This is a genomic window from Saccharothrix carnea (assembly GCF_003014735.1).
GTDB classification, from domain to species: domain Bacteria; phylum Actinomycetota; class Actinomycetes; order Mycobacteriales; family Pseudonocardiaceae; genus Actinosynnema; species Actinosynnema carneum.
In genome coordinates this window covers 236,294-258,071 of sequence record NZ_PYAX01000001.1, presented here as the reverse complement: position 1 = coordinate 258,071, position 21,778 = coordinate 236,294, and the positions used below count along the sequence as shown (strand labels likewise).

General features: G+C 71.9%; 18 protein-coding genes. 14 read left to right on the top strand and 4 right to left on the bottom strand.

All coding sequences use genetic code 11. The features are described from left to right. Nucleotides 1-789: 789 nt before the first annotated feature. Nucleotides 790-1,173, top strand: coding sequence for a DUF3040 domain-containing protein (locus tag B0I31_RS01215; protein WP_033437744.1), 384 nt, complete (start codon nucleotides 790-792; stop codon nucleotides 1,171-1,173). Nucleotides 1,174-1,515: 342 nt separating this feature from the next. Here B0I31_RS01215 and B0I31_RS01210 read toward each other — a convergent pair whose 3' ends face one another. Genes B0I31_RS01210 through B0I31_RS01200 form a run of 3 tightly spaced genes read right to left on the bottom strand, consistent with a single transcriptional unit; the run spans nucleotide 1,516 to nucleotide 6,274 of the window. Next, nucleotides 1,516-3,954, bottom strand: coding sequence for a transglutaminase TgpA family protein (locus tag B0I31_RS01210; RefSeq protein WP_106613423.1), 2,439 nt, complete (start codon nucleotides 3,952-3,954; stop codon nucleotides 1,516-1,518). Further along, on the bottom strand, nucleotides 3,955-5,220 hold the full coding sequence (locus tag B0I31_RS01205) for a DUF58 domain-containing protein (RefSeq protein ID WP_106613422.1): 1,266 nt from the start codon (nucleotides 5,218-5,220) through the stop codon (nucleotides 3,955-3,957). 1 nt (nucleotide 5,221) lies between these two features. Further along, on the bottom strand, nucleotides 5,222-6,274 hold the full coding sequence (locus B0I31_RS01200) for an AAA family ATPase (RefSeq protein WP_425444337.1): 1,053 nt from the start codon (nucleotides 6,272-6,274) through the stop codon (nucleotides 5,222-5,224). Nucleotides 6,275-6,809: 535 nt separating this feature from the next. Here B0I31_RS01200 and mraZ point away from each other — a divergent pair. The 8 genes from mraZ to murD all read left to right on the top strand — a co-directional run bounded on the left by mraZ (nucleotide 6,810) and on the right by murD (nucleotide 16,552). After that, entirely contained in the window at nucleotides 6,810-7,241 is a 432-nt protein-coding gene (mraZ, locus tag B0I31_RS01195) for a division/cell wall cluster transcriptional repressor MraZ (protein ID WP_106613421.1), read from the top strand. Nucleotides 7,242-7,411: 170 nt separating this feature from the next. Then, the gene (gene rsmH / locus B0I31_RS01190) at nucleotides 7,412-8,359 is read left to right on the top strand and encodes a 16S rRNA (cytosine(1402)-N(4))-methyltransferase RsmH (RefSeq protein WP_106613420.1); all 948 of its coding nucleotides are present in this window, start codon (nucleotides 7,412-7,414) and stop codon (nucleotides 8,357-8,359) included. Then, complete coding sequence (gene ftsL, locus B0I31_RS01185) at nucleotides 8,356-8,997, top strand: cell division protein FtsL (RefSeq protein WP_106613419.1); 642 nt, start codon at nucleotides 8,356-8,358, stop codon at nucleotides 8,995-8,997. The genes rsmH and ftsL overlap by 4 nt, the downstream gene beginning before the upstream one ends. 39 nt (nucleotides 8,998-9,036) lie before the next feature. Further along, nucleotides 9,037-10,944, top strand: coding sequence for a peptidoglycan D,D-transpeptidase FtsI family protein (locus B0I31_RS01180; protein ID WP_106613418.1), 1,908 nt, complete (start codon nucleotides 9,037-9,039; stop codon nucleotides 10,942-10,944). Between the two features lie 169 nt (nucleotides 10,945-11,113). Next, entirely contained in the window at nucleotides 11,114-12,643 is a 1,530-nt protein-coding gene (locus tag B0I31_RS01175; RefSeq protein WP_245949577.1) for a UDP-N-acetylmuramoyl-L-alanyl-D-glutamate--2,6-diaminopimelate ligase, read from the top strand. Next, nucleotides 12,640-14,100: a UDP-N-acetylmuramoyl-tripeptide--D-alanyl-D-alanine ligase gene (locus B0I31_RS01170; protein ID WP_106613416.1), complete on the top strand. Its 1,461-nt coding sequence runs from the start codon at nucleotides 12,640-12,642 to the stop codon at nucleotides 14,098-14,100. Before B0I31_RS01175 ends, B0I31_RS01170 begins: the two co-directional genes overlap by 4 nt. Beyond that, nucleotides 14,097-15,185, top strand: a complete 1,089-nt coding sequence (gene mraY / locus B0I31_RS01165; RefSeq protein ID WP_106613415.1) for a phospho-N-acetylmuramoyl-pentapeptide-transferase — start codon at nucleotides 14,097-14,099, stop codon at nucleotides 15,183-15,185. Before B0I31_RS01170 ends, mraY begins: the two co-directional genes overlap by 4 nt. Nucleotides 15,186-15,187: 2 nt before the next feature. Then, nucleotides 15,188-16,552 (top strand): UDP-N-acetylmuramoyl-L-alanine--D-glutamate ligase, encoded by a 1,365-nt coding sequence (murD, locus tag B0I31_RS01160; protein ID WP_106613414.1) that lies wholly within the window; start codon nucleotides 15,188-15,190, stop codon nucleotides 16,550-16,552. On the opposite strand, the gene B0I31_RS40305 is transcribed toward murD, so the two are convergent. Continuing rightward, nucleotides 16,537-16,839, bottom strand: a complete 303-nt coding sequence (locus tag B0I31_RS40305) for a hypothetical protein (RefSeq protein WP_181319985.1) — start codon at nucleotides 16,837-16,839, stop codon at nucleotides 16,537-16,539. The two genes, murD and B0I31_RS40305, sit on opposite strands and share 16 nt — an antisense overlap. A 9-nt stretch (nucleotides 16,840-16,848) precedes the next feature. Between B0I31_RS40305 and B0I31_RS01155 the strand changes: the two genes are divergently transcribed. The 5 genes from B0I31_RS01155 (at nucleotide 16,849) to B0I31_RS01135 (ending at nucleotide 21,778) form a co-directional block, all read left to right on the top strand. Next, nucleotides 16,849-16,968, top strand: coding sequence for a DUF397 domain-containing protein (locus tag B0I31_RS01155; RefSeq protein WP_245949576.1), 120 nt, complete (start codon nucleotides 16,849-16,851; stop codon nucleotides 16,966-16,968). A gap of 61 nt (nucleotides 16,969-17,029) precedes the next feature. Continuing rightward, nucleotides 17,030-18,481 carry a putative lipid II flippase FtsW gene (gene ftsW, locus B0I31_RS01150; protein WP_106613413.1) on the top strand — a complete coding sequence of 484 codons (1,452 nt, stop codon included), beginning with the start codon at nucleotides 17,030-17,032 and terminating at the stop codon, nucleotides 18,479-18,481. A gap of 44 nt (nucleotides 18,482-18,525) precedes the next feature. After that, nucleotides 18,526-19,629 carry an undecaprenyldiphospho-muramoylpentapeptide beta-N-acetylglucosaminyltransferase gene (gene murG, locus B0I31_RS01145; RefSeq protein ID WP_245949575.1) on the top strand — a complete coding sequence of 368 codons (1,104 nt, stop codon included), beginning with the start codon at nucleotides 18,526-18,528 and terminating at the stop codon, nucleotides 19,627-19,629. Beyond that, nucleotides 19,626-21,023, top strand: a complete 1,398-nt coding sequence (murC, locus tag B0I31_RS01140; RefSeq protein WP_106613411.1) for a UDP-N-acetylmuramate--L-alanine ligase — start codon at nucleotides 19,626-19,628, stop codon at nucleotides 21,021-21,023. Before murG ends, murC begins: the two co-directional genes overlap by 4 nt. Beyond that, the gene (locus B0I31_RS01135; RefSeq protein WP_106613410.1) at nucleotides 21,020-21,778 is read left to right on the top strand and encodes a cell division protein FtsQ/DivIB; all 759 of its coding nucleotides are present in this window, start codon (nucleotides 21,020-21,022) and stop codon (nucleotides 21,776-21,778) included. The genes murC and B0I31_RS01135 overlap by 4 nt, the downstream gene beginning before the upstream one ends.

Below are 21,778 nucleotides of genomic sequence, written 5' to 3'. Positions count from 1 at the left end.
CTGGCGCGGCCCACCCCAACCGGCCGAGGCGCCGGCCGCGCCCGATCCCGATCTAGGAACCATCCCGCCCGAATCGGCTCGCCCCGAGTCCGTGCACCACCCGAACCGGGAGATCGACCCGCCCACCACCAACCCCGAGCCAGGCCGGGCCACGATCCGCTCCCGCCACCGAACCCGAGCGATCAGTGCCTGCGACCGCCTAGCGGAGAGAGGAGGCAGGAGTCGAAGCCGTTGGCAAATGCCGGCTGGATACGCGGAGCGATCTTTCGGGGACGCTGAGTGAGGGGCCAGCGGGTGGTTGGCTTCGTGGTCCCGTACCCGGCCGCCGGGGAGGTCTGGCGGGAGGGGATAGAGGCACAAGCGGCCGCGGGTTGGCTGTGATCTTGGTCTCGGATGGCCTTGTGCGGCGTTCATCCGGCCGGTTACAGAAAGTAGTTGGGTAAGTCCGAAAGTGGGATGGAGGGAGAGTGATGCGGGCGTTGGTGGTCGATCCAGGCCACAGTTCGGTAGCCGGGGCCCTGTGATCACCCGCGCAGAGGAGTGAACAATGGAGCTTTCTCGGGCCTTGACAGTTGACCACCGGGCGACTTGCACGACCTCACGGTGGTCTGACCGTTGACCCGTGAGGATGATGGTGACAGAACGAACCGCTTAGGGGCACGGACTGGGTAGTCGGCGAGCCTCGCGAATCGTATCCTGGTTGTGACGCCCCCAGGGCGGGGCGTCCGCCGGGACCGGCGGCAACCGTGATTACCCGGCGCCCGCGACCGCTGTGCCGGAGGAGGAGCCATGCCACTCTCCGAGCACGAGCAGCGACTGCTCGACCAGATCGAGCGCGCGCTCTACGCCGAGGACCCGAAGTTCGCATCCACTGTGCGCGGTGCCAAGCTGCGCAAGCCGTCCCGACGGCGTCGCATCCAAGGCATCGCGTTGTTCGCCGTGGGTGTGGCACTGCTGGTGACGGGTGTGATGTTGCCGAAGCTCGCTGGTATCCCGGTGGTGAGCGTGGTCGGCTTCCTGTTGATGTTCTTCGGCGTACTGCTCACCGTGACGACGCTGCGTCGTGGTGACCAGGGTGCCGAGGAGCCCAGCGAAGAGGGAAGCCGGCCCAGCCGCAGCTCGTTCTCACAGAAGATGGAAGAACGTTTCCGTCGCCGTTTCGAGGACGAGTAGTCCGCGCGACAGCCCGACTGAACGACCGCACGACTGAACAACGCACACGGCCCGCCCCGGCACCTCCGGGGCGGGCCGTGTGCGTGCTCAGGCCTGGCCGGGAACGCCCTGCCGCGTGGGTCGGGTCCGCCCGTGACGGCCAGGTCGAGCACGCGACGGCGCACCGGCGAGCGCGGGTGAGGGCCTGCCGGTGTGCGGTGTGGTGCTGGGTGTTGAGGGTCAGAGCGTCGGGGTGGGCTAGTGCGCTGGCGAGGGTAGGTGCGGCAAGGGCGAGGGCCGGGGGAGTGGTTGTCCCCCGGCCCTCGGGCCGTCACACCGCTGAGAGCTCCGAGAGCTCCGAGATCACTCGTCCGAGTCCGGGTCGGCCGGTGGCTTCGGTTGGAGCACGGACCGGGGGAGGACCTTGGCCTTCAGGGCGAGTGGGGCGTTGCGGGTCAGGCTTTGGCGGACGTTGTCCACCGCGCCCGGCAGGGAGGGGTCTGCTGCCGACTGAGTGCTGTACCACGACCGCTCCACCGCGCCGACGACCGCGCGAAGCCCGTCCCGCCCCTGCTCGTCCAGGTTGTGCGCCCGCACCAACCGCCGCGCGGCCACCCGCACGGTCTCCGTGCTCGGCACCCGCGTACCCCGGTCGACGGACTCGGCGACCAGCTCCTGCCAAGCCGCACTGGCCGCGTCCGGCCCCAGCCCGGCCACCGCGCGCAACCGCTGCTGCCGCCGCCAAGCACGCACGGCCGCCGGCGTCGCCGCCACCAGCACCACCAGCAACGCCACCGCCACCAGCCACGACAGCAGCGCCACGGCCAACGTCAGCGTGACCGCCCCGGCCACCAACGCCGTCACCACCGCCGCCAAGCGCAGCCACACCGGCCGCGCCAGCCGCGCACCGCCGAACAGCACGGCCAACGTCGCCAGCAGCGCGATCAGGGCCGCGACCCCGAGCGTCACGTAGTGCCACGTCGGCGTCGGCTCCTCCGTCGTGGTCGACCCGTCCTGCCCCTGAGCGTCCGGCACGGCCGACGCCGACGCCGAAGTGCCCGGAGCCACCGTCGTGGTCGTGGTCGTCGTCGCACCCGCGCTGGGGTCGTCCTCCTCGTCGTCCGGGTTCAGACCGGAGATGTACGGCGGGGTCACGCCGCGACCGTCCGACAGCGGCGTGGGGTCGAACGTCATCCAGCCGTAGCCGGGGAAGTAGATCTCGACCCACGCGTGCGCGTCCTGCGACGTGATCGTCTGCACGTCACCGGTCGCGTACCCGGCGGTGAAGCCGAGCGCCACCCGCGCGGGCATGCCGACCGAGCGCGCCATGATCGCCATCGCCGACGCGTACTGCTCGCAGAACCCCTTCTTGCCGTTGAGCACGAAGTCCTCCAACGCGTCCACGGACGTGTCGGAGTTCGAGGTCTGCGTCGTGTACTCGAAGCCCTGCGTGCCGTCCGTGAAGTGGTGGTACAACGCGGTCGCCTGGTCGAACTGGTTGTCGTGCCCGCTCACGATCTGCCGCGCCAACTCCGCCACCCGGCCCTCGACGCCCGGTGCCTCCAGGTACGACTGGTCGACGTCCACCGGACCGGCGGCCTTGCGCAGCGTGTCCGCGGACGGCACGTCGAACACCGTCTCCAGCGTGTACTGACCGGACTTGCGCGCCCGGACGCTGTAGATCATCCCGCGCGCCGGGTCGTACCTCCAGTCGTCGCCGACCTCCTCGACGGCACGCGGTCGGCCGTAGACCGGCAGCCAGTTGTCCACCCAGTTCACCGGCTCGATCCGGACGTCGACGACCTCGCCGTCGCCGGGGTCGCCGGGCTGCCCGGGCAGCGGCCCGTTGGCCGGCACCCCCTCGGGCATGTTCCCGCCCAGCTCCCAGCCCTTGTCCGGCACGTACTGGCGCAACGTCATCGCCCGCAGGTACGCCGACGTGCCCGGCATGTCGTGCACCCGGAACAGCTCGCGCGGCGCGCCCTGGTTGAGCATGCCGCGCAACTGCGTCATCGGGTCGATGCCCAGCCCACCGGTGCCGCCGCCGATCTCCTCACCGGTGCCCGGCAGCCGACCGACCGTGCCCACGAGGGTCAGGCTCGCCCCGGCCAGCAGCGCCACCACCACCGCCAACCCCGCCACGGCGGTCGCCGCCGGTCCCGACCCGCTCTGCCCGCCACCGGCCAACCGGCCGCGCCAGGCCTCGTGCCGGTGTTGCCCGTCCACGGCCAGCAGCAGCGCGAACGCGCCCGCACCGAACACGAACGTCCACAGCGGCAGCATCTCGTCGGCCAACGACGCGGGCACCGCGAACACGCACAGCAGCACCAGCCCGGACGCCGCGGGCGCCGCCGCACCGACCGCCAGGGTGTCCACCAGGATCGCGACCAGCCCGATCGCCACCATCACCAGGCACCGCATGGCCGGGCTGTCCGGCACCGGCGGCACACCGGTCTGCACTTCGGCCATCGCGTCGCCCAGCACCGCGAACAGGTCCTGCACCGACTGCGGCCCGGGCAGCACGACCAGCACACCGCTGCGGGTGAAGATCGTCACCAGCAGGCACAGCAGCGCCAGGAACTGCCCCAGACCGACCAGCGGCGCCGGCAGCCGGGTCGCGCGCAGCAGCACGCCCGTGCCGCCGATCACCGCGATCGCCACGGCCAGGTACACCAGCCACAGCACACCGTCGATCACGCTGGACAGCGCCGTCGCCGCGCACAGCGTGGCCAGGCCCGCGACCGCCGGCGTCGCGTTCACCGCCCAGTTGTCGTTGCCCACGGCGGTCGTCCTGCCGGTCACCTAACCCACCTCCGTGCGCACCACCGGGCCGCGGTTGCCCGCGCTGTGGCACAGCTCCTGCCAGACCTGCCCCATCGGCGTGGACGGCCGCGCCACGACGACGCCCCACCCCGCGCCGCTCAACAACCGCTGGGCGTCGGCGGGGTCGGGAGCCGGGTCCTCCGACGCCGACGCCCACGCACCGACGTCCATCACCACCGCCAGGCTGCGCATACCGCGCGGCCGGTTGCGCACCAGCGAGTCCACCACGGCGGGCGTGCTGCCGCCGAGGATCGCGATGACCTCCTGGCCCGCACCGGGGTCCAACCCGACGGCGGGCTCACGGCGGTGCGACGGCTGCAACGCGGCCAGCGCGTCCAGCACCACCGCGTCGCTGTACCCGCTGCCGCCCGGACCGCCCGCCAGCACCCGCCCGTCGTCGCCGACCAGGCGCACCTGGTGGCCGTACCGGTGCAGGTGCACGCAGATCGACGCGGCCAGCGACACCGCCCACTCCAGGCTCGCGCCCGGACCGCTGCCCCGGTGCGCGACCAGCCGGTGGTCCAGCAGCACGGTCGTGCCGCCGCGCCACGGCCGTTCCTCGACCCGCACCATCAGCTCGTCACGCCGGGCCGTCGAGCGCCAGTGCACCTTCCGCAGGTCGTCGCCGTGCCGGTAGGGGCGGACCACCGCGTCGTCCTCGCCCTGACCGGCGCGCAGCCGGATCGAGCCGTCGTCGCCGGAGCCCATGCCCGAACCGCTCGGCAACCCGTTCAGCGCCACCACGCGGGGCACCACGACCAGCCGGCTGCGGCCCGCCATCTCGCGGTCGAACTCGGCCAGGCCGAACGGGTCGGTGATCCGCGCCATCAGCGGACCGACCTGCTGCACGCCGCGCATCACCGGCTTGAGCGGGTACCGCAGCACGGTCACGATGTTGCGCGGCAGCCGTTCCACCACGAACCGCGGGCGCGCGCCCAGCGCGTACGGCACCGCGTCCTCCAGCAGCAGCCCACCGGTCGGCAACCGGCCGGCGCTGCGCAGCTCCACCCGCACGTCCGTCGCCGAGCCCACCTGGACCCGGCTCGGGTGCAACATCCGGGTCGCGTGCAGGCCGATCCTGGCCCGCTGCGCCAACCAGGCCGCCAGCAGCGGCAGGGCCACCACGAACGCGGCCACGCGCAGCAGGTCGCGCTCGTTGAGCACGATCGCGCACAAACCGGCCGCGAACCCCGCGGCCAACAGGCACCGGCCCCGGGTGGTCAGCCCGGACAGGGCTCCGCGCATGTCAGCGGTGGTTGTTCGGGTTGATGTTGTGCAGGAACTGCCCGGTCGGGTCCAGCGCCGCCTGCGGCACCGGCACCCGTTGCAGCAGGTTGCGCACCAGGTCGGCCGACGAACGGCGGGCCGCCTGCGCCTCCGCGGTCAGCACCAGGCGGTGCGCCAGCACCGGCACGGCCACCGCGTGGATGTCGTCGGGCACCACGAAGTCGCGACCCGCCAGCGCGGCCTGCGCCCGTGCCGCCCGCACCAGCTGCAACGTCGAGCGCGGCGACGCGCCCAGCCGCAGCTCGGGCAGCCGCCGGGTGGCGCCGACGAGCTCCACCGCGTACCGGCGGATCTCCTGCGACAGGTGCACCCGCCGCACCACCTGGACCAGCCTGAGCACCTGCTCGGCGTCGGACACCGGCCGCAGGTCGGCCATCGGGTCGTGGCCCGCGTGCTCGTCCACCATCGCGAGCTCGGCCTGCGGGTCCGGGTAGCCGATGGAGACCCGCGCGGTGAACCGGTCGCGCTGGGCCTCGGGCAGGGCGTAGGTGCCCTCCATCTCGATCGGGTTCTGGGTGGCGATCACCATGAACGGCGCGCCGAGCGGGTAGGTCTGCCCGTCGACGGTGACCTGGTGCTCTTCCATGCACTCCAGCAGCGCCGACTGGGTCTTCGGCGACGCGCGGTTGATCTCGTCGCCCACCACGATGTTGGCGAACACCGGGCCGGGGCGGAACTCGAAGTCGTTGTCCTGCCGGTTGTAGATCGACACACCGGTGATGTCGCTGGGCAGCAGGTCGGGGGTGAACTGGATGCGGCTCACGGTGCAGTCGATCGACCGGGCCAGCGCCTTGGCCAGCGACGTCTTGCCGACGCCCGGCACGTCCTCGACCAGCAGGTGGCCCTCGGCCAGCAGGGTGACCAGCGCGACCCGGACGACGTCGGGCTTGCCGACGATGACCTTCTCCACGTTGGCGGCGATCCGCCCGACCGCGGTGTGCAGCTCGCCGAGCGCTTCCTCCGGCCGGCCCGGTACGAGGTTGCCGTGCGCGTTGTTCGCCTGGTTGTGCACCTGGTTGACCGCAGGCGTGCCGCCGCCTCCGTAGGAGTGTTCTGGCAGCGCGGCTGGCTGTGTACTCGGAGTCACTCGACCTCCTGGAGCAGGGCGCGGCCCTACCGCGACCGGTTCGCGGTGGCGGTGAGCGTTTCACGCAGTGTGTCAAACCAGGGCGAAGCGCCCTACACCGATTGAACAGTTTCGGGCCCGGGGTTTCCACGGCCCGCGAGTCCGGTCGGTTCACCCCGCTCCTCCACGATTCCCCACCCGTGGTGCCGGTGAACCGGTTTTGCCCGATTTCGCTGGGCCAACCGGGTGGAGTTCGAGCCGGTTCGGCTCACCCGCGGAGGTGGTCGCGCTCGGCGTCCCCCACCACGCTCCACCCCGGCCATCTTCGTTCTACCTGCGTAAACGCTCCAGCACGCCCCGTGCAACCACCCGTTTCAGCGTTGACTGTGGTGAAAAGTGGGGTACTGTGGCGGCCGGTGGGGCAGACGGGGGCTCCACTGCCGGTCGGAAGTGAAGCTTCCGGCGTCGGGAGGTGGGCGCCGTGTTCCTGGGCACGCACTACCCGAGGCTGGACGACAAGGGCCGACTGACGCTGCCTGCGAAGTTCCGGGACGCGCTAGCGGGGGGTCTCATGGTCACCAAGGGCCAGGACCACTGCCTCTACGTGTTCCCTCGGGCCGAGTTCGAGCAGATGGCGCGCAAGGTGGCGGAGGCTCCTTTCACCAACGAGGCCGTCCGCGCCTACCAGCGCTACCTGTTCGCGGGGACCGACGAGCAGCGTCCGGACGGGCAGGGCCGGGTGTCGATCGCACCGGAGCTGCGGCGGTACGCGGGGTTGACCAAGGAGTGCGTGGTCATCGGCGCGATCAACCGGCTGGAGATCTGGGACGCACAGGCGTGGCAGCGCTACCTCGACGAACACGAGGACAGTTACGCCACGGCGCGCGAGGAGGTGCTGCCCGGCGTCTTCTAGATCGGCTGGATCGGCCGTTTGTTTCGAGGTTTCGGGTGCCGTGAGGCCTCGGTCCGCTCGGCTTTCGGCCCTGGCGCACCTTCCCCGGCGCCAGGTCCGACGGGCGGGCGGGGACCTGACGACACCCGAATTTCTTGTCTTTGTGAGGGGGGACCATCGAGGGAGGGGACATGGTGGAGCAGGCGCGTCACGTGCCGGTGCTGCTCGACCGCGTCCTCGACCTGCTGGCCCCCGCGTTGGCCGATCGGGACGCCGTGTTCGTGGACTGCACGCTCGGCCTGGGCGGGCACTCCGAAGCGGTGCTCCAGGCGCATCCGCGGGTCCGGCTGATCGGGCTGGACCGCGACCCACAGGCGATCGAGCTGTCCCGGCGGCGGCTGGCGCCGTTCGGCGACCGCGTGGAGTTCGTGCAGACCACGTACGACGGGATCGCCGAGGCGGTCGGCGGCGCGAAGGTCGACGGGATCCTGATGGACCTCGGGGTGTCCTCGCTCCAGCTGGACGCCGAGGAGCGCGGGTTCGCCTACTCCAAGGACGCGCCGCTGGACATGCGGATGAGCGCGGGCACCGGGATGACGGCGGCGGACCTGCTGAACACGTACTCGGTGGACGACCTGACCCGGATCCTGCGCGACTACGGCGAGGAGCGGTTCGCCCGCAAGATCGCTGGTGCGGTGGCGCGGGAACGGGAGCGCGAGCCGTTCACCACCAGCGGTCGGCTGGTCGAGCTGCTCTACGACGTGGTGCCCGCGGCGACCCGTAGGACGGGCGGCCACCCGGCGAAGCGGACGTTCCAGGCGCTGCGCATCGAGGTGAACCAGGAGCTGGAGTCGCTGCGCCTGGCGCTGCCCGCCGCGCTGTCGGTGCTGGCGGTCGGCGGGCGGATCGTCGTGGAGTCCTACCAGTCGCTGGAGGACCGGATGGTCAAGCGGGCGTTCACCGCGCTGGCCACGTCGACCTCACCGCAGGACCTGCCGGTCGAGCTGCCCGGGCACGGTCCCCAGCTGAAGCTGGTGACCAGGGGCGCCGAACAGGCGAACGAGCAGGAGATCGAAGAGAACCCCAGGGCCGCCTCGGTGCGGCTGAGAGCGGCGGAACGCATCCGGGAGGCGACATGACCGCACCGGCACGGACCGGCGGCGGCGTACCGTCCTCGGCCAGGTCGTCCAAGCCCCGTGAGCGCTCGCTGAAGGCCGTGCCCGCGGAGCGCCGCCGTTCGGCCGCGGCGGAGCGGGCTTACGCGCGGCGTGCGCAGCGCACGTCGCCGAAGCGCGGTCCGGCGGTGACCCGTCAACCGGCGGTGGCGCCCAAGGCGCCGTTCGTGGTGATGGTGATGGTCGTGCTCGGTGCGGGCATCGCGGCGATCATGTGGCTGGCGACCCAGGCGACCGCGGACTCGTACCGGTTGCAGGACGCGCGGGCCGAGGAGACCCGGCTCGCTCGGCAGGTCGACCAGTTGCGGCGGGAGGTCGCGCTGGCCGAGTCGCCGGCGAGCCTGGCCGACGCCGCGGCGAAGCTCGGCCTGGTGCCGGCAGGTGACCCGGCGCGGTTGCGGCAGCTGCCGGACGGGACGGTCGAGGTGTACGGCAAGCCGTCCGCGGTCCAGCCGCCACCGCCGCCCACCTCGTCGTCCGCCACCCCGCCCGCCCAGGGCCAGGAGCAGCCCGCCCAGGGCCAGACCACCCAGCCGCCCGCGCAGGGCCAGGACCAGGCCGCGCAGCAGGCGGGTGGCGGGCAGACGCCACCGCAGGGCTAGGAACGAATCCGTGACACAGCCGGTACCAGGAGGTCAGTGATGCCGGGGCCGAGTCGGGGCAGGCCCGTGCGACGTCCGTTGTCCGTCCGAGGCCCCGCACCCCGCAAGCGGCGCGGCGGCAACAGCCGGGTCCGCCTCGCGGTCGGCCGGCTGCTGCTGGTGGGCGCGTTGCTCCTGGCCGGGATCAAGCTGGTGCAGGTCCAGGGCTTCCAGGCGGAGGCGTTGTCCGCGCAGGCGGAGCAGCAACGCGCCACGAAGATCGACATCGCGGCGCCGCGCGGCTCGATCCTGGACCGCAACGGCAACCAGCTGGCGTTCAGCGTGGAAGCGCGCGCGCTCTACGTCGTGCCCAAGCGGATGCGGGAGGAGTGGGCCGAGGCGCTCGAAGCCCGCCCGGAGATCGGCAGCTTCTCCGACCGCATCGCCGACATGGCCGCGTTCATCGAGCAGACGCTGGGCAAGGAGGTCGCCGGGCAGAAGACCGACCGGGACACCATGCTCGCGAAGCTGTCCCAGGACACGACCTACGTCGAGCTGGTGGACAACGTCGACCCGGCCAAGGCTGCCGTCATCACGGAGAAGTACCACAACATCGGCTCCGAGTACCGGGCCGTGCGCGTCTACCCGAACGGCGAGCTGGCGTCGAACATCATCGGCGCGGCGAACTGGCGCAAGGACGCCGAACCGCCCGCCACGCACGGCCTGCTCGGCTTGGAGATCGCGCAGGACAACCTGCTCGCCGGCCGCAACGGCCTGCGGATCGTCGACACCATGCAGGGCAACGACGTCGTGATCCCCGGGCCGGACCGGTCGCGCGAGCTGGCCGCCGCGACGCCGGGCAAGAGCCTGGAGCTGACCCTGGACGTGGACACGCAGTACGCCGTGCAGCGCATGGTCACCGACTACACGACGAAGTCGAAGGCGCGCAGCGGGTCGGCGGTGGTGATGGACACCCGGACCGGCGAGATCCTGGCCATGGCCAACGACAAGACGTTCGACCCGAACGACTTCGGCAACGCCACCGAGGACGAGCTGCGCAACATCGCGGTCACGTCGGTGTTCGAGCCCGGTTCGGTGAACAAGCTCGTGACCGCCGCGACGGCCATCGAGGACGGCGTCTACCAACCGGACAGCGTGCTGCGGGTCGACGGCTCGATCAAGGTCGCCGACCGGGTGATCGGTGACTGGTGGCAGCACGGCCCGATGGACATGACGTTCACCGGCGTGTTCGCGAAGTCGTCCAACGTGGGCACGCTGATGACGGCGCAGAAGATCGGCCAGGACCGGTACTCGGACATGCTGCGCAAGTTCGGGCTGGGCAAGCGGACGCAGTCGGGGCTGCCCGGCGAGGAGTCCGGTTACGTGCCGCCGCTGAACCAGTGGTCCGGTTCGACGTTCGGCAACCTGCCGATCGGGCAGGGCCTGAACATGACGTTGTTGCAGATGACCGGCATGTACCAGGCGATCGCGAACGACGGCGTGCGCATCGCGCCGCGGATCGTGCGCGCCGAGGTGTCGGCGGACGGCAGCCGCAAGGAGATGGACCCCGCGGACACCGAGCGGGTCGTGTCGCCGCAGACCGCCAAGACGGTCCGCGACATGTTCCGCGCGGTCGTGCAGAAGGCGCCGGGGCCGGACTCGGTGGCGCAGAGCGGCACGGGCGTGCCGGCGGCGCTGCCGGGGTACCAGATCAGCGGCAAGACGGGCACGGCGCAGCAGATCGACCCGAAGTGCGACTGCTACAGCAGCTCGCAGTACTGGATCACGTTCGCGGGCATCCTGCCCGCCGACAACCCCAGGTTCGTGGTCGGCATCATGCTGGACAACCCGACCGAGGGCCCGCAGTCGTCCGCGCCGCTGTTCCACGACATCGCGTCCTACCTGACGCAGCGCTACCAGCTCCCGTTGTCGGCGGAGCAGAGCCCGATCGTGCCCCTGGTGGTCTAGTGCCTCGACCGGCAACCGGCCGCTGCCGTTCCGCCGGGGGACGTGTCGACGCCGCCGGACCGCTCCTCGCCTCCCCTTACGTGGAATCTGTTCAGGTTTGGTCGTGGTGAGCCGGTCCGGAGTGGACGTGCCGGATGAACACTCTCCGTGCGCCGGTAGCCTTCCGCGCGTGCCTGCCAAGCTAGAGGGCAAGGTCGCGACCGCTCCGCCTCGCCCTTCCCGCACCCAGCCCGTTGCCGTGTCCGAGCTCGCCGCCACGGTCGACGCGCACCTGACCGCACCCGACCGGGCACACGTCCAGGTCAGCGGGGTGACGTTGCGCGCCCAGCACGTGCGGCCCGGTGACCTGTTCGCCGCGCTGCCGGGCACGCGGGTGCACGGCGCCGACTTCGCCGCCCAAGCCGTGGAGCACGGTGCGGTGGCCGTGCTGACCGACGCCGCCGGCGCGGAGAAGGTCCACGGCGTGCCGGTGCTGGTGCACGCGGACCCGCGCGCGGTCCTGGGTCGGCTCGCGGCACGCGTCTACGGCGACCCGTCCACCAAGCTCGCCGTGTGGGGCGTGACCGGCACGTCCGGCAAGACCACCACCAGCTACATGGTCGAGTCGGCGCTGCGCGCGGCCGGTCGCGCCACCGGGCTCATCGGCACGGTCGAGACGCGCGTCGCGGGCCGCAGGCTCGACAGCGCCCTCACCACCCCCGAGGCCCCTGACCTGCAGGCACTGCTGGCCGTGATGGTCGAGTGCGGCACCACGGACGTCGTCATGGAGGTCTCCAGCCACGCGTTGCGGCTGGGCCGGGTCGGCGGCGTCGGGTTCGCGGTCGGCGCGTTCACCAACCTCTCCCAGGACCACCTGGACTTCCACCCGGACATGGAGGACTACTTCCGGACCAAGGCCGAGCTGTTCGACGGCCGGGCCCGCACCGAGGTGGTCTGCGTGGACGGCGAGTGGGGTCCCCGCCTGGTCGAGGACGCCACCATCACGGTCGCGACGACCAAGCCCGCGCACTGGACGGCCACCGACGCCACCGTGTCCGCCACCGGCGAGCAGTCGTTCACCGCGCACGGCCCGGACGGCGTCACGCTCGACGTCCGGCTCAGCCTCCCCGGCGACTTCAACGTCGCCAACGCCCTGCTCGCCATCGCCTGCCTGCGCACCCAGGACGTCCCGCTCGACGCCATCCGCGAGGGCCTGGCGAACGTCCAGGTCCCCGGCCGCATGCAGCGCGTGGACGAGGGCCAGGACTTCACCGCCGTGGTCGACTACTCGCACAAGCCCGCGGCCGTCGCGCTCGCCCTCCAAGCGGTCCGCGCCCGCGCCACCGGCCGCGTCATCACGGTCCTCGGCTGCGGCGGCGACCGTGACACGGCCAAACGCCCCCTCATGGGCGAGGAAGCCGCCCGTCGCAGCGACGTCCTCGTGGTCACCGACGACAACCCGCGCAGCGAGGACCCGGCACAGATCCGGGCCGCGATGCTGCACGGCGCGCTGTCCGTGCCGGACGACGAGCGCGGCGAGGTCGTGGAGATCGGCGACCGCCGCCGGGCCATCGAGCACGCGGTGTCCCTCGCCCACGCGGGTGACGTCGTCGTGGTCGCGGGCAAGGGCCACGAGACCGGCCAGGAGGTCGCGGGCGTCGTGCACCCGTTCTCCGACGTGGACGCACTGACCGAAGCGATCAGAGGAGCCACCCGGTGATCCAGCTCAGCCTCGCCGAGATCGCCGAGGTCGTCGGCGGCAAGCTGCACCACGCCACCGGCGCCGAGGTCGTCACCGGCAGCGTCGAGTTCGACACCCGCAAGGTCACGCCCGGCGGCCTGTTCCTGGCCCTGCCCGGCGAACGGGTCGACGGCCACGACTTCGCCGCCCAGGCCGTGGAGAACGGCGCGGTGGGCGTGTTGGCGGGGCGTGAGGTCGACGCGCCCGCCGTCATCGCGCCGCCCGTCGAGCGTGGCGGCGGCAACGCCTACGTGCTCTCCGGCGACACGGACGGCGCGGGTGCGGCGGTGCTGGCGGCGCTGGCGAAGCTCGCCCGGTACGTCACCGACCGGCTGGAGCACCTGACCGTCATCGGCGTCACGGGCTCGTCCGGCAAGACGTCCACCAAGGACCTCATCGCCCAGGTGCTGGCGCCGCTCGGCCCGACCATCGCGCCGCCCGGGTCGTTCAACAACGAACTGGGCCACCCGTGGACGGCGTTGCGCGCCGACGAGGACACCCGGTTCCTGGTCCTGGAGCTGAGCGCCCGCGGCATCGGCCACATCGCCGAGCTGTGCAAGATCGCCGTGCCCCGCGTCGGCGCCGTCCTGAACGTCGGCAGCGCCCACGTCGGCGAGTTCGGCTCGCGGGAGAACATCGCCCTGGCCAAGGGCGAGCTGGTCGAGGCACTGCCCGAGGACGGCATCGCGGTCCTCAACGCCGACGACCCCCTCGTGGCGGGCATGGCGAGCCGCACCAAGGCCAAGGTCGTGCTGGTCGGCGAGAACCCGTCCGCGCAGGTCCGGGCCACGAACATCCAGCTGGACGACCAGGCCCGCGCCCGCTTCACGCTCGTCACGCCGCGCGGCGAGGCGGACGTCCGGCTGGCCGTGCACGGACCGCACCAGGTCGGCAACGCCCTCACCGCCGCCGCGATCGCGCTCGAACTCGGCGCGACCCCGGAGCAGATCGCGGCGAGCCTCGGCAACGCCGAACGGGTGTCCGCGCATCGCATGGCGGTGTCCGAACGTCCTGACGGTGTGACGGTCGTCAACGACGCGTACAACGCCAACCCGGAGTCGGTGCGCGCGGCGCTGAAGTCGCTCGCCACCATCTCCCGGGCCACCACGCCCGCCCGCCGGAGCTGGGCGGTGCTGGGCCCGATGGCCGAACTGGGTGCGGACTCGATCCGCGCGCACGACGAGATCGGCCGGCTCGCGGTCCGCTTGGACATCAACAAGCTGGTCGTCGTCGGACAGGACGCCCGCGCGATGCACCAAGGGGCGCACCTGGAAGGATCATGGGGCGAAGAAGCGATCTTGGTGCCCGACGTGACGGCGGCCGTCGAGCTGCTGCGCGACCAGGTGCGGCCCGGTGACGTCGTCCTGGTGAAGGCATCCAACTCATACGGCCTGTGGCGGGTTGCCGAGGCTCTCCTGGAGGCGGTCAGCAAGTGAAGAGCATCCTGATCGCGGCGGCCATCGCCCTGATCACGTCGATCATGCTGACGCCGTACCTGATCAAGATCTTCTCCCGGCAGGGGTTCGGCCAGGAGATCCGCGAAGAGGGGCCGCAGAGCCACAAGACCAAGCGCGGCACGCCCACCATGGGTGGCGTCGCGATCCTGGTCGCGATGTGGGCGGGCTACCTCGGCGCGCACCTGGTCAACTCCATGTCGGCGTCCGCGCAGGACCAGACGCCCAGCGCGTCCGGCCTGCTGGTGCTGATGCTGACCACGTCGCTGGGCGTCGTCGGCTTCCTGGACGACTTCATCAAGATCCGCAAGCAGCGCAACCTGGGCCTGAACAAGACCGCCAAGCTGGTCGGCCAGTTCGTGGCCACGATCATCTTCGCGGTCCTGGTCATCCAGTTCCCGAACAAGGAGGGCTTCACGCCCGCCTCGGTGAACCTGTCGTTCGTGCGTGACATCACCGTGGTGTCGTTCGGCGTCGTCGGGTTCGTGGTGTTCTGCTACGCCGCGATCAGCGCCTGGTCGAACGCGGTGAACCTGACCGATGGCCTGGACGGCCTGGCCGGCGGCACGTCCGCGATGGTGCTCGGCACCTACGTCGTGATCAGCTTCTGGCAGTTCCGCTACAACTGCTCGAACCTGCTCGTGGCCGGCTGCTACGACGTGCGCGACCCGCTGGACCTGGCGCTGGTGGCCGCCGCGGCGATGGCCGGCTGCATCGGCTTCCTGTGGTGGAACGCCGCGCCCGCCAAGATCTTCATGGGTGACACGGGCTCGCTCGCGCTCGGCGGCCTGGTCGCCGGCCTGTCCATCACCACCCGCACCGAGCTGCTGATGGTCGTCATCGGCGGTCTGTTCGTGGTCGAGGCGCTGTCGGTGGTGCTGCAGGTCGCGGTCTTCCGGACATCACGACGGCGGTTGTTCCGCATGGCGCCGTTCCACCACCACTTCGAACTCGCCGGGTGGGCGGAAACCACGGTGATCATCCGGTTCTGGTTGCTCGCGGGCATGTGCTGCATGCTCGGGCTCGGCCTGTTCTACAGCGAGTGGCTGACCGCGGTCGAGAGCTGACGATGGGATTCCTCGCAGGCCGTCACGTGCTGGTGGTCGGCGCCGGCGTGACCGGCCGGTCCGCGGCGGAGGCGTTGCTGGCGGCGGACGCGGTCGTCACGGTGACCGACGATTCGGCCGATCGGCTCGACGCCCTGGAGCAGCTGCTGCCCGGCGTGACGCTGACGCCCGGTCTGGTGGAGCCACCGGCCGGCACGGACCTGGTCGTGACCAGCCCGGGGTGGCGTCCGTCCAGCCCGTTGCTGGAGGCGGCGACGGCGGCGGGCGTCGAGGTGATCGGCGAGGTCGAGCTGGCCTGGCGGATGGGGCTGGAACTGGCCGACCCGCCGACGTGGCTCGCGGTGACCGGGACCAACGGCAAGACCACGACGGTCGGGATGCTGGAGTCGATCCTGCGTGCGGCGGGGATCGACGCGGTGGCGTGCGGCAACGTCGGGCTGCCCGCGGTGGACGCGCTGCTGGCCGGGCGGCGGGTGCTGGCGGTGGAGCTGTCGAGCGTCGAGCTGCACTGGTCGCCGTCCGTGCGGCCGTTCGCCGGGGTGCTGCTGAACCTGGCGGAAGACCACTTGGACTGGCACGGCACGTTCGAGGCGTACGCGGCGGCGAAGGCCGGTGTGCTGACCGGTGAGGTCGCGGTCGGCGGAGTGGACGACCCGGTGGTCGCCGAGCTCCTGGCCTCGTCGCCGGCTGCTTCGCACGTCGGTTTCACGCTCGGGTCGCCGGAGGAAGGCCAGCTCGGCGTGCACGACGGGCAGGTGGTCGACCGGGCGTTCGGGCCGGTTGACGAGGTGTTGGTGCCGGTCGCCGACGTGCACCCCGGTGGGCCGCCCGGGATCGCCGACGCTCTGGCGGCGGCGGCTCTGGCCCGTGCGCACGGCGTGCCGGCTTCGGCGGTGGCTCGCGGGTTGCGCGACTTCAAGCCGGGCGCGCACCGGGCCGTGCTGGTGACGACGGCCGAGGGCGTTTCGTACGTCAACGACTCGAAGGCCACCAATCCGCACGCGGCGGCTGCGTCGTTGCGGTCGCACGAGAGCGTCGTGTGGGTGGCCGGCGGGCTGCTCAAGGGTGCTTCGGTGGACGAGTTGGTCCGCGAGGAGGGGCATCGGCTGCGCGGGGCGGTGTTGATCGGGGCGGACCGCGAGGTGATCGCCTCGGCGTTGGCCCGGCATGCGCCAGCGGTGCCGGTGGCGGTGCTGGACGAGGCTTCCATGGTGGACGCCGTGCGCGCCGCGCGTTCGATGGCGCAGGAGGGTGACGCCGTCGTGCTCGCCCCGGCGGCGGCGTCGACGGACGAGTTCACCGACTACGCCCATCGCGGCCAGGCGTTCACCGACGCGGTCCTCGGCCTGGTTCAGCACGGGCAGTGATCGTCGAGGATCCGGTCGGGGTCCTTGAGGTAGGTGTGCGCGCGGTCGATCACCGGGCACGGCCAGGTGCTGCGGCAGCTCAGGCACAGCCCCGAGCCGTCGACCTTGTGCGCGCTCAACGTGCCCCTGAGCGCCGCGATCAGGCGGGGGACTTCGGTGCGGGCGACGGCGAGCACGGTGTTCTCGTCGGTGTCCTGGTCGTTGGTCAGCAGTTCGACGGTGTCCAGGTAGCCCAGCATGTCCTGGTTCAGCAGGTGGTGGGCGCGAGCCAGCGCAGCAGAGATCATGCCCCTACGGTGCTGCACGAGGCACCAATCGCGTTCCGGGTCCGGGACAGCAAGAACGCGGCCGGTCCGGTGCTGGAGTTCGGCGGTCGGGCCATGGCGACCTTCCTGTCCGGTGTCAAGCGGGGATAAATCTCGCTGACACGCGGGCGATTGTCGGCAGTCGCCGCCGTCGCCGGGAGACGATGGGCGCATGACTGCGGTGGACCGGAAGCCGGTGGGGGAGCGACCGCCCAGAGCGCAGCGCACCAAGCGCGTGGTCGCGGTGCGGACGTCGTTGACCGCTTGGCTCGGCCGTCCGCTGGCGGACTTCCACCTGCTGCTCGCGATCTTCGGCATGCTGACCGTGCTCGGCCTGATCATGGTGCTGTCGGCGTCCGCGCCGGGTGAGGTGGCCGAAGGTGCCTCGGCCTACAGCGTGTTCAAGAAGCAACTGCTGTACGTGGGCGTCGGTGCGATCGTCTTCCTGATCGTCCTGCGCATACCGCTGCGCACCATCCGGCACGGCAGCACGATGGCGATGCTCGTCTCCGTCGTCCTGCTCGTCCTCGTGCTGACCCCGCTCGGCACGGTGCTGAGCGGTGCGCAGTCGTGGTTCACCGTCGGGCCCATCTCGTTCCAGCCGATCGAACCCGCGAAGCTCGCCCTGGCGCTCTGGGGCGCGCACGTCCTGGTCACCAAGCGCGCCCTGCTGGACCAGTACCGCCACCTGCTGGTCCCCGTCGTCCCCGTGGCGATGCTGGTGTTCGCGCTGGTGATGCTGCAACCCGACCTCGGCGGCACGATCACGCTGGGTGTCGTGCTGATGAGCCTGCTCTGGTTCGTCGGCGCGCCCATGCGGATCTTCGGGATCATCGCGATCGGCGCGGTGACCGGCGCGCTCGTCCTCGCCCTCGGCGCGGACTACCGGTCCAAGCGCGTGCAGACGTTCCTCAACCCCGCCGCCGATCCGCAGGGTGACGGGCTGCAGGCGTTGCAGGCGCTGTACGCGTTGGCGGAGGGCGGGTTCTTCGGCAAGGGCCTCACCAACGGCAGCTCGAAGTGGCGTTATTTGCCGAACGTGCACAGCGACTTCATCTTCGCCGTCATCGGCGAGGAGCTCGGGTTCATCGGCTGCGTGCTGGTGCTGGGCCTGTTCGCCCTGCTCACCGTGGTCGGCCTGCGGATCGCCGCACGCAACACCGACCCGTGGATCCGGATGGTGGCCGCGACGCTGACGGTCTGGCTGGTCGCGCAGGCCGCGATCAACATCGGCTACGTCGTGCAGTTGCTGCCGGTCACCGGCATCACGTTGCCGATGATCTCCTCCGGCGGCACGTCGGTCGTCACCACGATGCTCGTGTTCGGCATCCTGGCCAACTGCGCCCGGCACGAGCCGGAAGCGGTCTCGGCGCTGCGGTCCCTCGGACCAGGCAGGGTCGGCGGCGTGCTGAAGCTGCCCGCGCCCGAGGTCTACAAGCCGCCGCCGAAGCGCCGTCCCGTGCGGCCGTCCCCGCCGCCGCGCAGCCGCAAGGCCGCGCCACCGCCCGTGGACGAGCGGAGGATGGCCGGTCGTCACGCTCCGCCGTCGGAGTACCGTCGTCGCGAATCCCGAAAGGCAGGCCAGGACCGGGACGCGCGGTCCAGGCGGCGTGACGGGCGTTAGCGGTACCGGACGACGAGCGGTACATCGACGCGAGGAGGAAGTGCGTGACCGGGGTTCCCCAGCAGGCCGGACCGTGCGTGGTGGTCGCCGGAGGCGGCACCGCCGGGCACATCGAGCCAGCCCTGGCCCTGGCCGACGCGGTCATGCGGCTCCGGCCCGACGCGCGGGTCGTCGCGCTCGGCACGGAACGCGGTCTGGAGAACAGACTCGTGCCCGCCCGCGGCTACCAGCTGGAGCTGATCCCGCCGGTGCCCATGCCGCGCAAGCCCACGGCCGACCTGCTCAAGCTGCCGCTGCGGGTGCGCGGCGCCGTCAAGCACACGCGTGAGGTGCTGGAACGGGTCCGCGCGGACGTCGTGGTCGGCTTCGGCGGCTACGTCGCGCTGCCCGCGTACCTCGCCGCCCGCGGCCGGGTGCCGATCGTCGTGCACGAGGCCAACGCCAAAGCGGGCCTGGCCAACAAGGTCGGCGCGAAGTTCGCCGAACGGGTCGCCGCCGCCGTGCCCGACTCGGGCTTGACCGACGCCGAGATCATCGGCATCCCGCTGCGCTACTCGATCACCTCCCTCAAGCGCGCGGAACTGCGCCAGCAGGCCCGCGCCCACTTCGGCCTGCACCCGACCGCGCCGACGCTGCTGGTGTTCGGCGGCTCGCAGGGCGCCCGGTCGATCAACAACGCGGTGTCCGCCGCCGCGCCCGCGTTCGCCCAGGCGGGCATCGCGGTGCTGCACGCGCACGGGCCCAAGAACACCGTCGCCGTGCAGTCCGTGCCGGGTGCGGCGCCATACGTGCCGGTGCCGTACCTGGACCGGATGGACCTCGCCTACGCGGCGGCGGACGCGGTGCTGTGCCGGTCCGGCGCGATGACGGTGGCCGAGGTGTCGGCCGTGGGCCTGCCCGCGGTGTTCGTGCCGCTGCCCATCGGCAACGGCGAGCAGTCGCTCAACGCCGGTCCCGTGGTCGCCGCGGGCGGCGGCCTGCTGGTGCCGGACGAGCAGCTGACGCCGGAGTGGATCTCGGCGAACGTCGTCCCGCTGGTGTCCGACCGCAACCGGCTGGCCGCGATGACCACGGCCACGCTGAGCACCGGCCACCGCGAGGCCGACGAGGTGCTGGCCCGCATGGTGCTCGAGGTGATCAAGAAGTGAGCGACGTCCTGGACCGCGTGCACCTCGTCGGCATCGGCGGCGCGGGCATGAGCGGTATCGCCCGCATCCTCCTGGCCCGCGGCGCGCAGGTGTCCGGCTCGGACGCCAAGGACTCGCGCACCGTGCTCGCGCTGCGGGCGCAGGGCGCGGCGATCGCGGTCGGCCACGCCGGCGCGAACCTCGACCAGCTGCCCGGCGGACCCACGGTGGTCGTGGTGTCCACCGCGATCCGCGAGGACAACCCGGAGCTGGTGGAGGCCCGCGCCCGCGGCACGGTCGTGCTGCGGCGGGCCGAGGCGCTGGCCGCGTTGATGCTGGACCACCGGGTGGCGTGCGTCGCCGGTACGCACGGCAAGACGTCCACCACCTCCATGCTCACGGTCGCTCTGCAACATTGCAGGATGGATCCGTCGTTCGCGATCGGCGGTGACCTCAACGAGTCCGGTGCGAACGCCCACCAGGGCACCGGCGGGGTGTTCGTCGCCGAGGCCGACGAGAGCGACGGTTCGTTCCTCCACTTCTCGCCCTCGGTCGCGGTCGTGACCAACGTCGAGGCCGACCACCTCGACCACCACGGCACCGTCGAGGCGTACGTGGCGGTGTTCGACTCGTTCCTGGAGCGCATCCAGCCCGAGGGCGTGCTGATCGCGTGCGCGGACGACCCCGGCTCGGCGGCGCTGGCGGAACGGGCCGAGAAGCTCGGCATCAGGGTCCGCACCTACGGCCGCACGGCCACCGGTCCCGGCTCGGTCCGCATGATCGACTACCGGCCGGCCGACTCCGGCGGCGTGGCCGAGGTCGAGCTGGACGGCGAGGTGCTCCACGTGCGCGTGGCCGTGCCGGGTGAGCACATGGCGGCCAACGCCATCGCCGCCCTCGTCGCCGCACTGGAACTGGGCGCGGACCGCCAGGGCGTGCTGATCGGCCTGGCCGCGTTCGGCGGCGTCCGCCGGCGGTTCGAGTTCAAGGGCCAGGCCAGGGGCGTGCGGGTCTACGACGACTACGCGCACCACCCCACCGAGGTCGCCGCCCAGATCGCCGCCGCGCGCCCGGTCGCCGGCGACGGCAAGCTGGTCGTGGTGTTCCAGCCGCACCTGTACTCGCGGACCCGCCTGTTCGCCGAGGAGTTCGCCGCCGCGCTGAGCACGGCCGACGCGGTCGTCGTGCTCGACGTCTACGGCGCGCGCGAGGAACCGGAGCCCGGCGTCACCGGCGCGCTGGTCTCGGGCCTGGTGTCGCTGGACGTCGGCAAGGTGGTCTACGAGCCGTCGTTCGACCGGGTGCCCGCGCTGGTGGCGAGCATGGTCACCGAAGGCGACCTGGTGGTGACCATGGGCGCGGGTGACGTGACCATGATCGGGCCGGAGATCGTCGGGGAGCTGGACCGGGCATGAGCACGCAGGCGGCGCGCCGTCGTCCGGGCGCGGGCAACCCCGGCTCCCGTCCGGCGGCGCGTCGCCGTCCGTCCCGCCGTCCCTCGCGGGCCGACCTGCACCGGCGCAAGGTGGTCCGCCGCCGGGTCGGCACGATCCTCGCCATGCTCGTGGTGACCGTCGTCGTGTGCACGGTCTGGTTCACGCCGGCGCTCGGCGTCCGCCAGGTCGAGGTGCACGGCATCGCCGACCTGACCGGCGACGAGGTCCGCACCGCCGCCGCGATCGAGCCCGGCACGCCGTTGGTGCGGTTGGACGTCGACGCGGTCGCCGCCCGGGTCCGCGAGCTGCCGCGCGTCGCCGGGGTCGAGGTGGAGCGGGTCGTGCCCGGCACCGTGCGGCTCACCGTGGACGAGCGGGACCCCGTAGCGGTGATCAACGCGCCCGAGGGCGTGCACCTGGTCGACGCGACCGGCAAGGACTACGCGACCGTCGTGCAGCCGCCGGACGGGCTGCCGGAGCTGAAGGTGTCGCCGGACGCGCTCGGTGCCGCGGTGGCCGTGCTAACCCAGGTACCCGAGTCGTTGCGCCGGGACGTGCTGAGCGTCACCGCGGACTCGCCGTCGGACGTGCGGCTGGCCCTGACCGCCGGCCGCGAGGCCCGTTGGGGCTCCTCCGCCGACACGTCGCGCAAGGCCGCCGTGCTGGCGGTCCTGCTGACCCGCAAGGGCACCGTGTTCGACGTGTCCAGCCCTGAGTTGCCCACCGTGTCGTAA

Coding starts and splice junctions, on each gene's coding strand:
- B0I31_RS01215 (WP_033437744.1), top strand. CDS start 790: ATGCCACTCTCCGAGCACGAGCAGCGACTGCTCGACCAGATCGAGCGC.
- B0I31_RS01205 (WP_106613422.1), bottom strand. CDS start 5,220: ATGCGCGGAGCCCTGTCCGGGCTGACCACCCGGGGCCGGTGCCTGTTG.
- rsmH (WP_106613420.1), top strand. CDS start 7,412: ATGGTGGAGCAGGCGCGTCACGTGCCGGTGCTGCTCGACCGCGTCCTC.
- ftsL (WP_106613419.1), top strand. CDS start 8,356: ATGACCGCACCGGCACGGACCGGCGGCGGCGTACCGTCCTCGGCCAGG.
- B0I31_RS01180 (WP_106613418.1), top strand. CDS start 9,037: ATGCCGGGGCCGAGTCGGGGCAGGCCCGTGCGACGTCCGTTGTCCGTC.
- murD (WP_106613414.1), top strand. CDS start 15,188: ATGGGATTCCTCGCAGGCCGTCACGTGCTGGTGGTCGGCGCCGGCGTG.
- B0I31_RS40305 (WP_181319985.1), bottom strand. CDS start 16,839: ATGATCTCTGCTGCGCTGGCTCGCGCCCACCACCTGCTGAACCAGGAC.
- ftsW (WP_106613413.1), top strand. CDS start 17,030: ATGACTGCGGTGGACCGGAAGCCGGTGGGGGAGCGACCGCCCAGAGCG.
- B0I31_RS01135 (WP_106613410.1), top strand. CDS start 21,020: ATGAGCACGCAGGCGGCGCGCCGTCGTCCGGGCGCGGGCAACCCCGGC.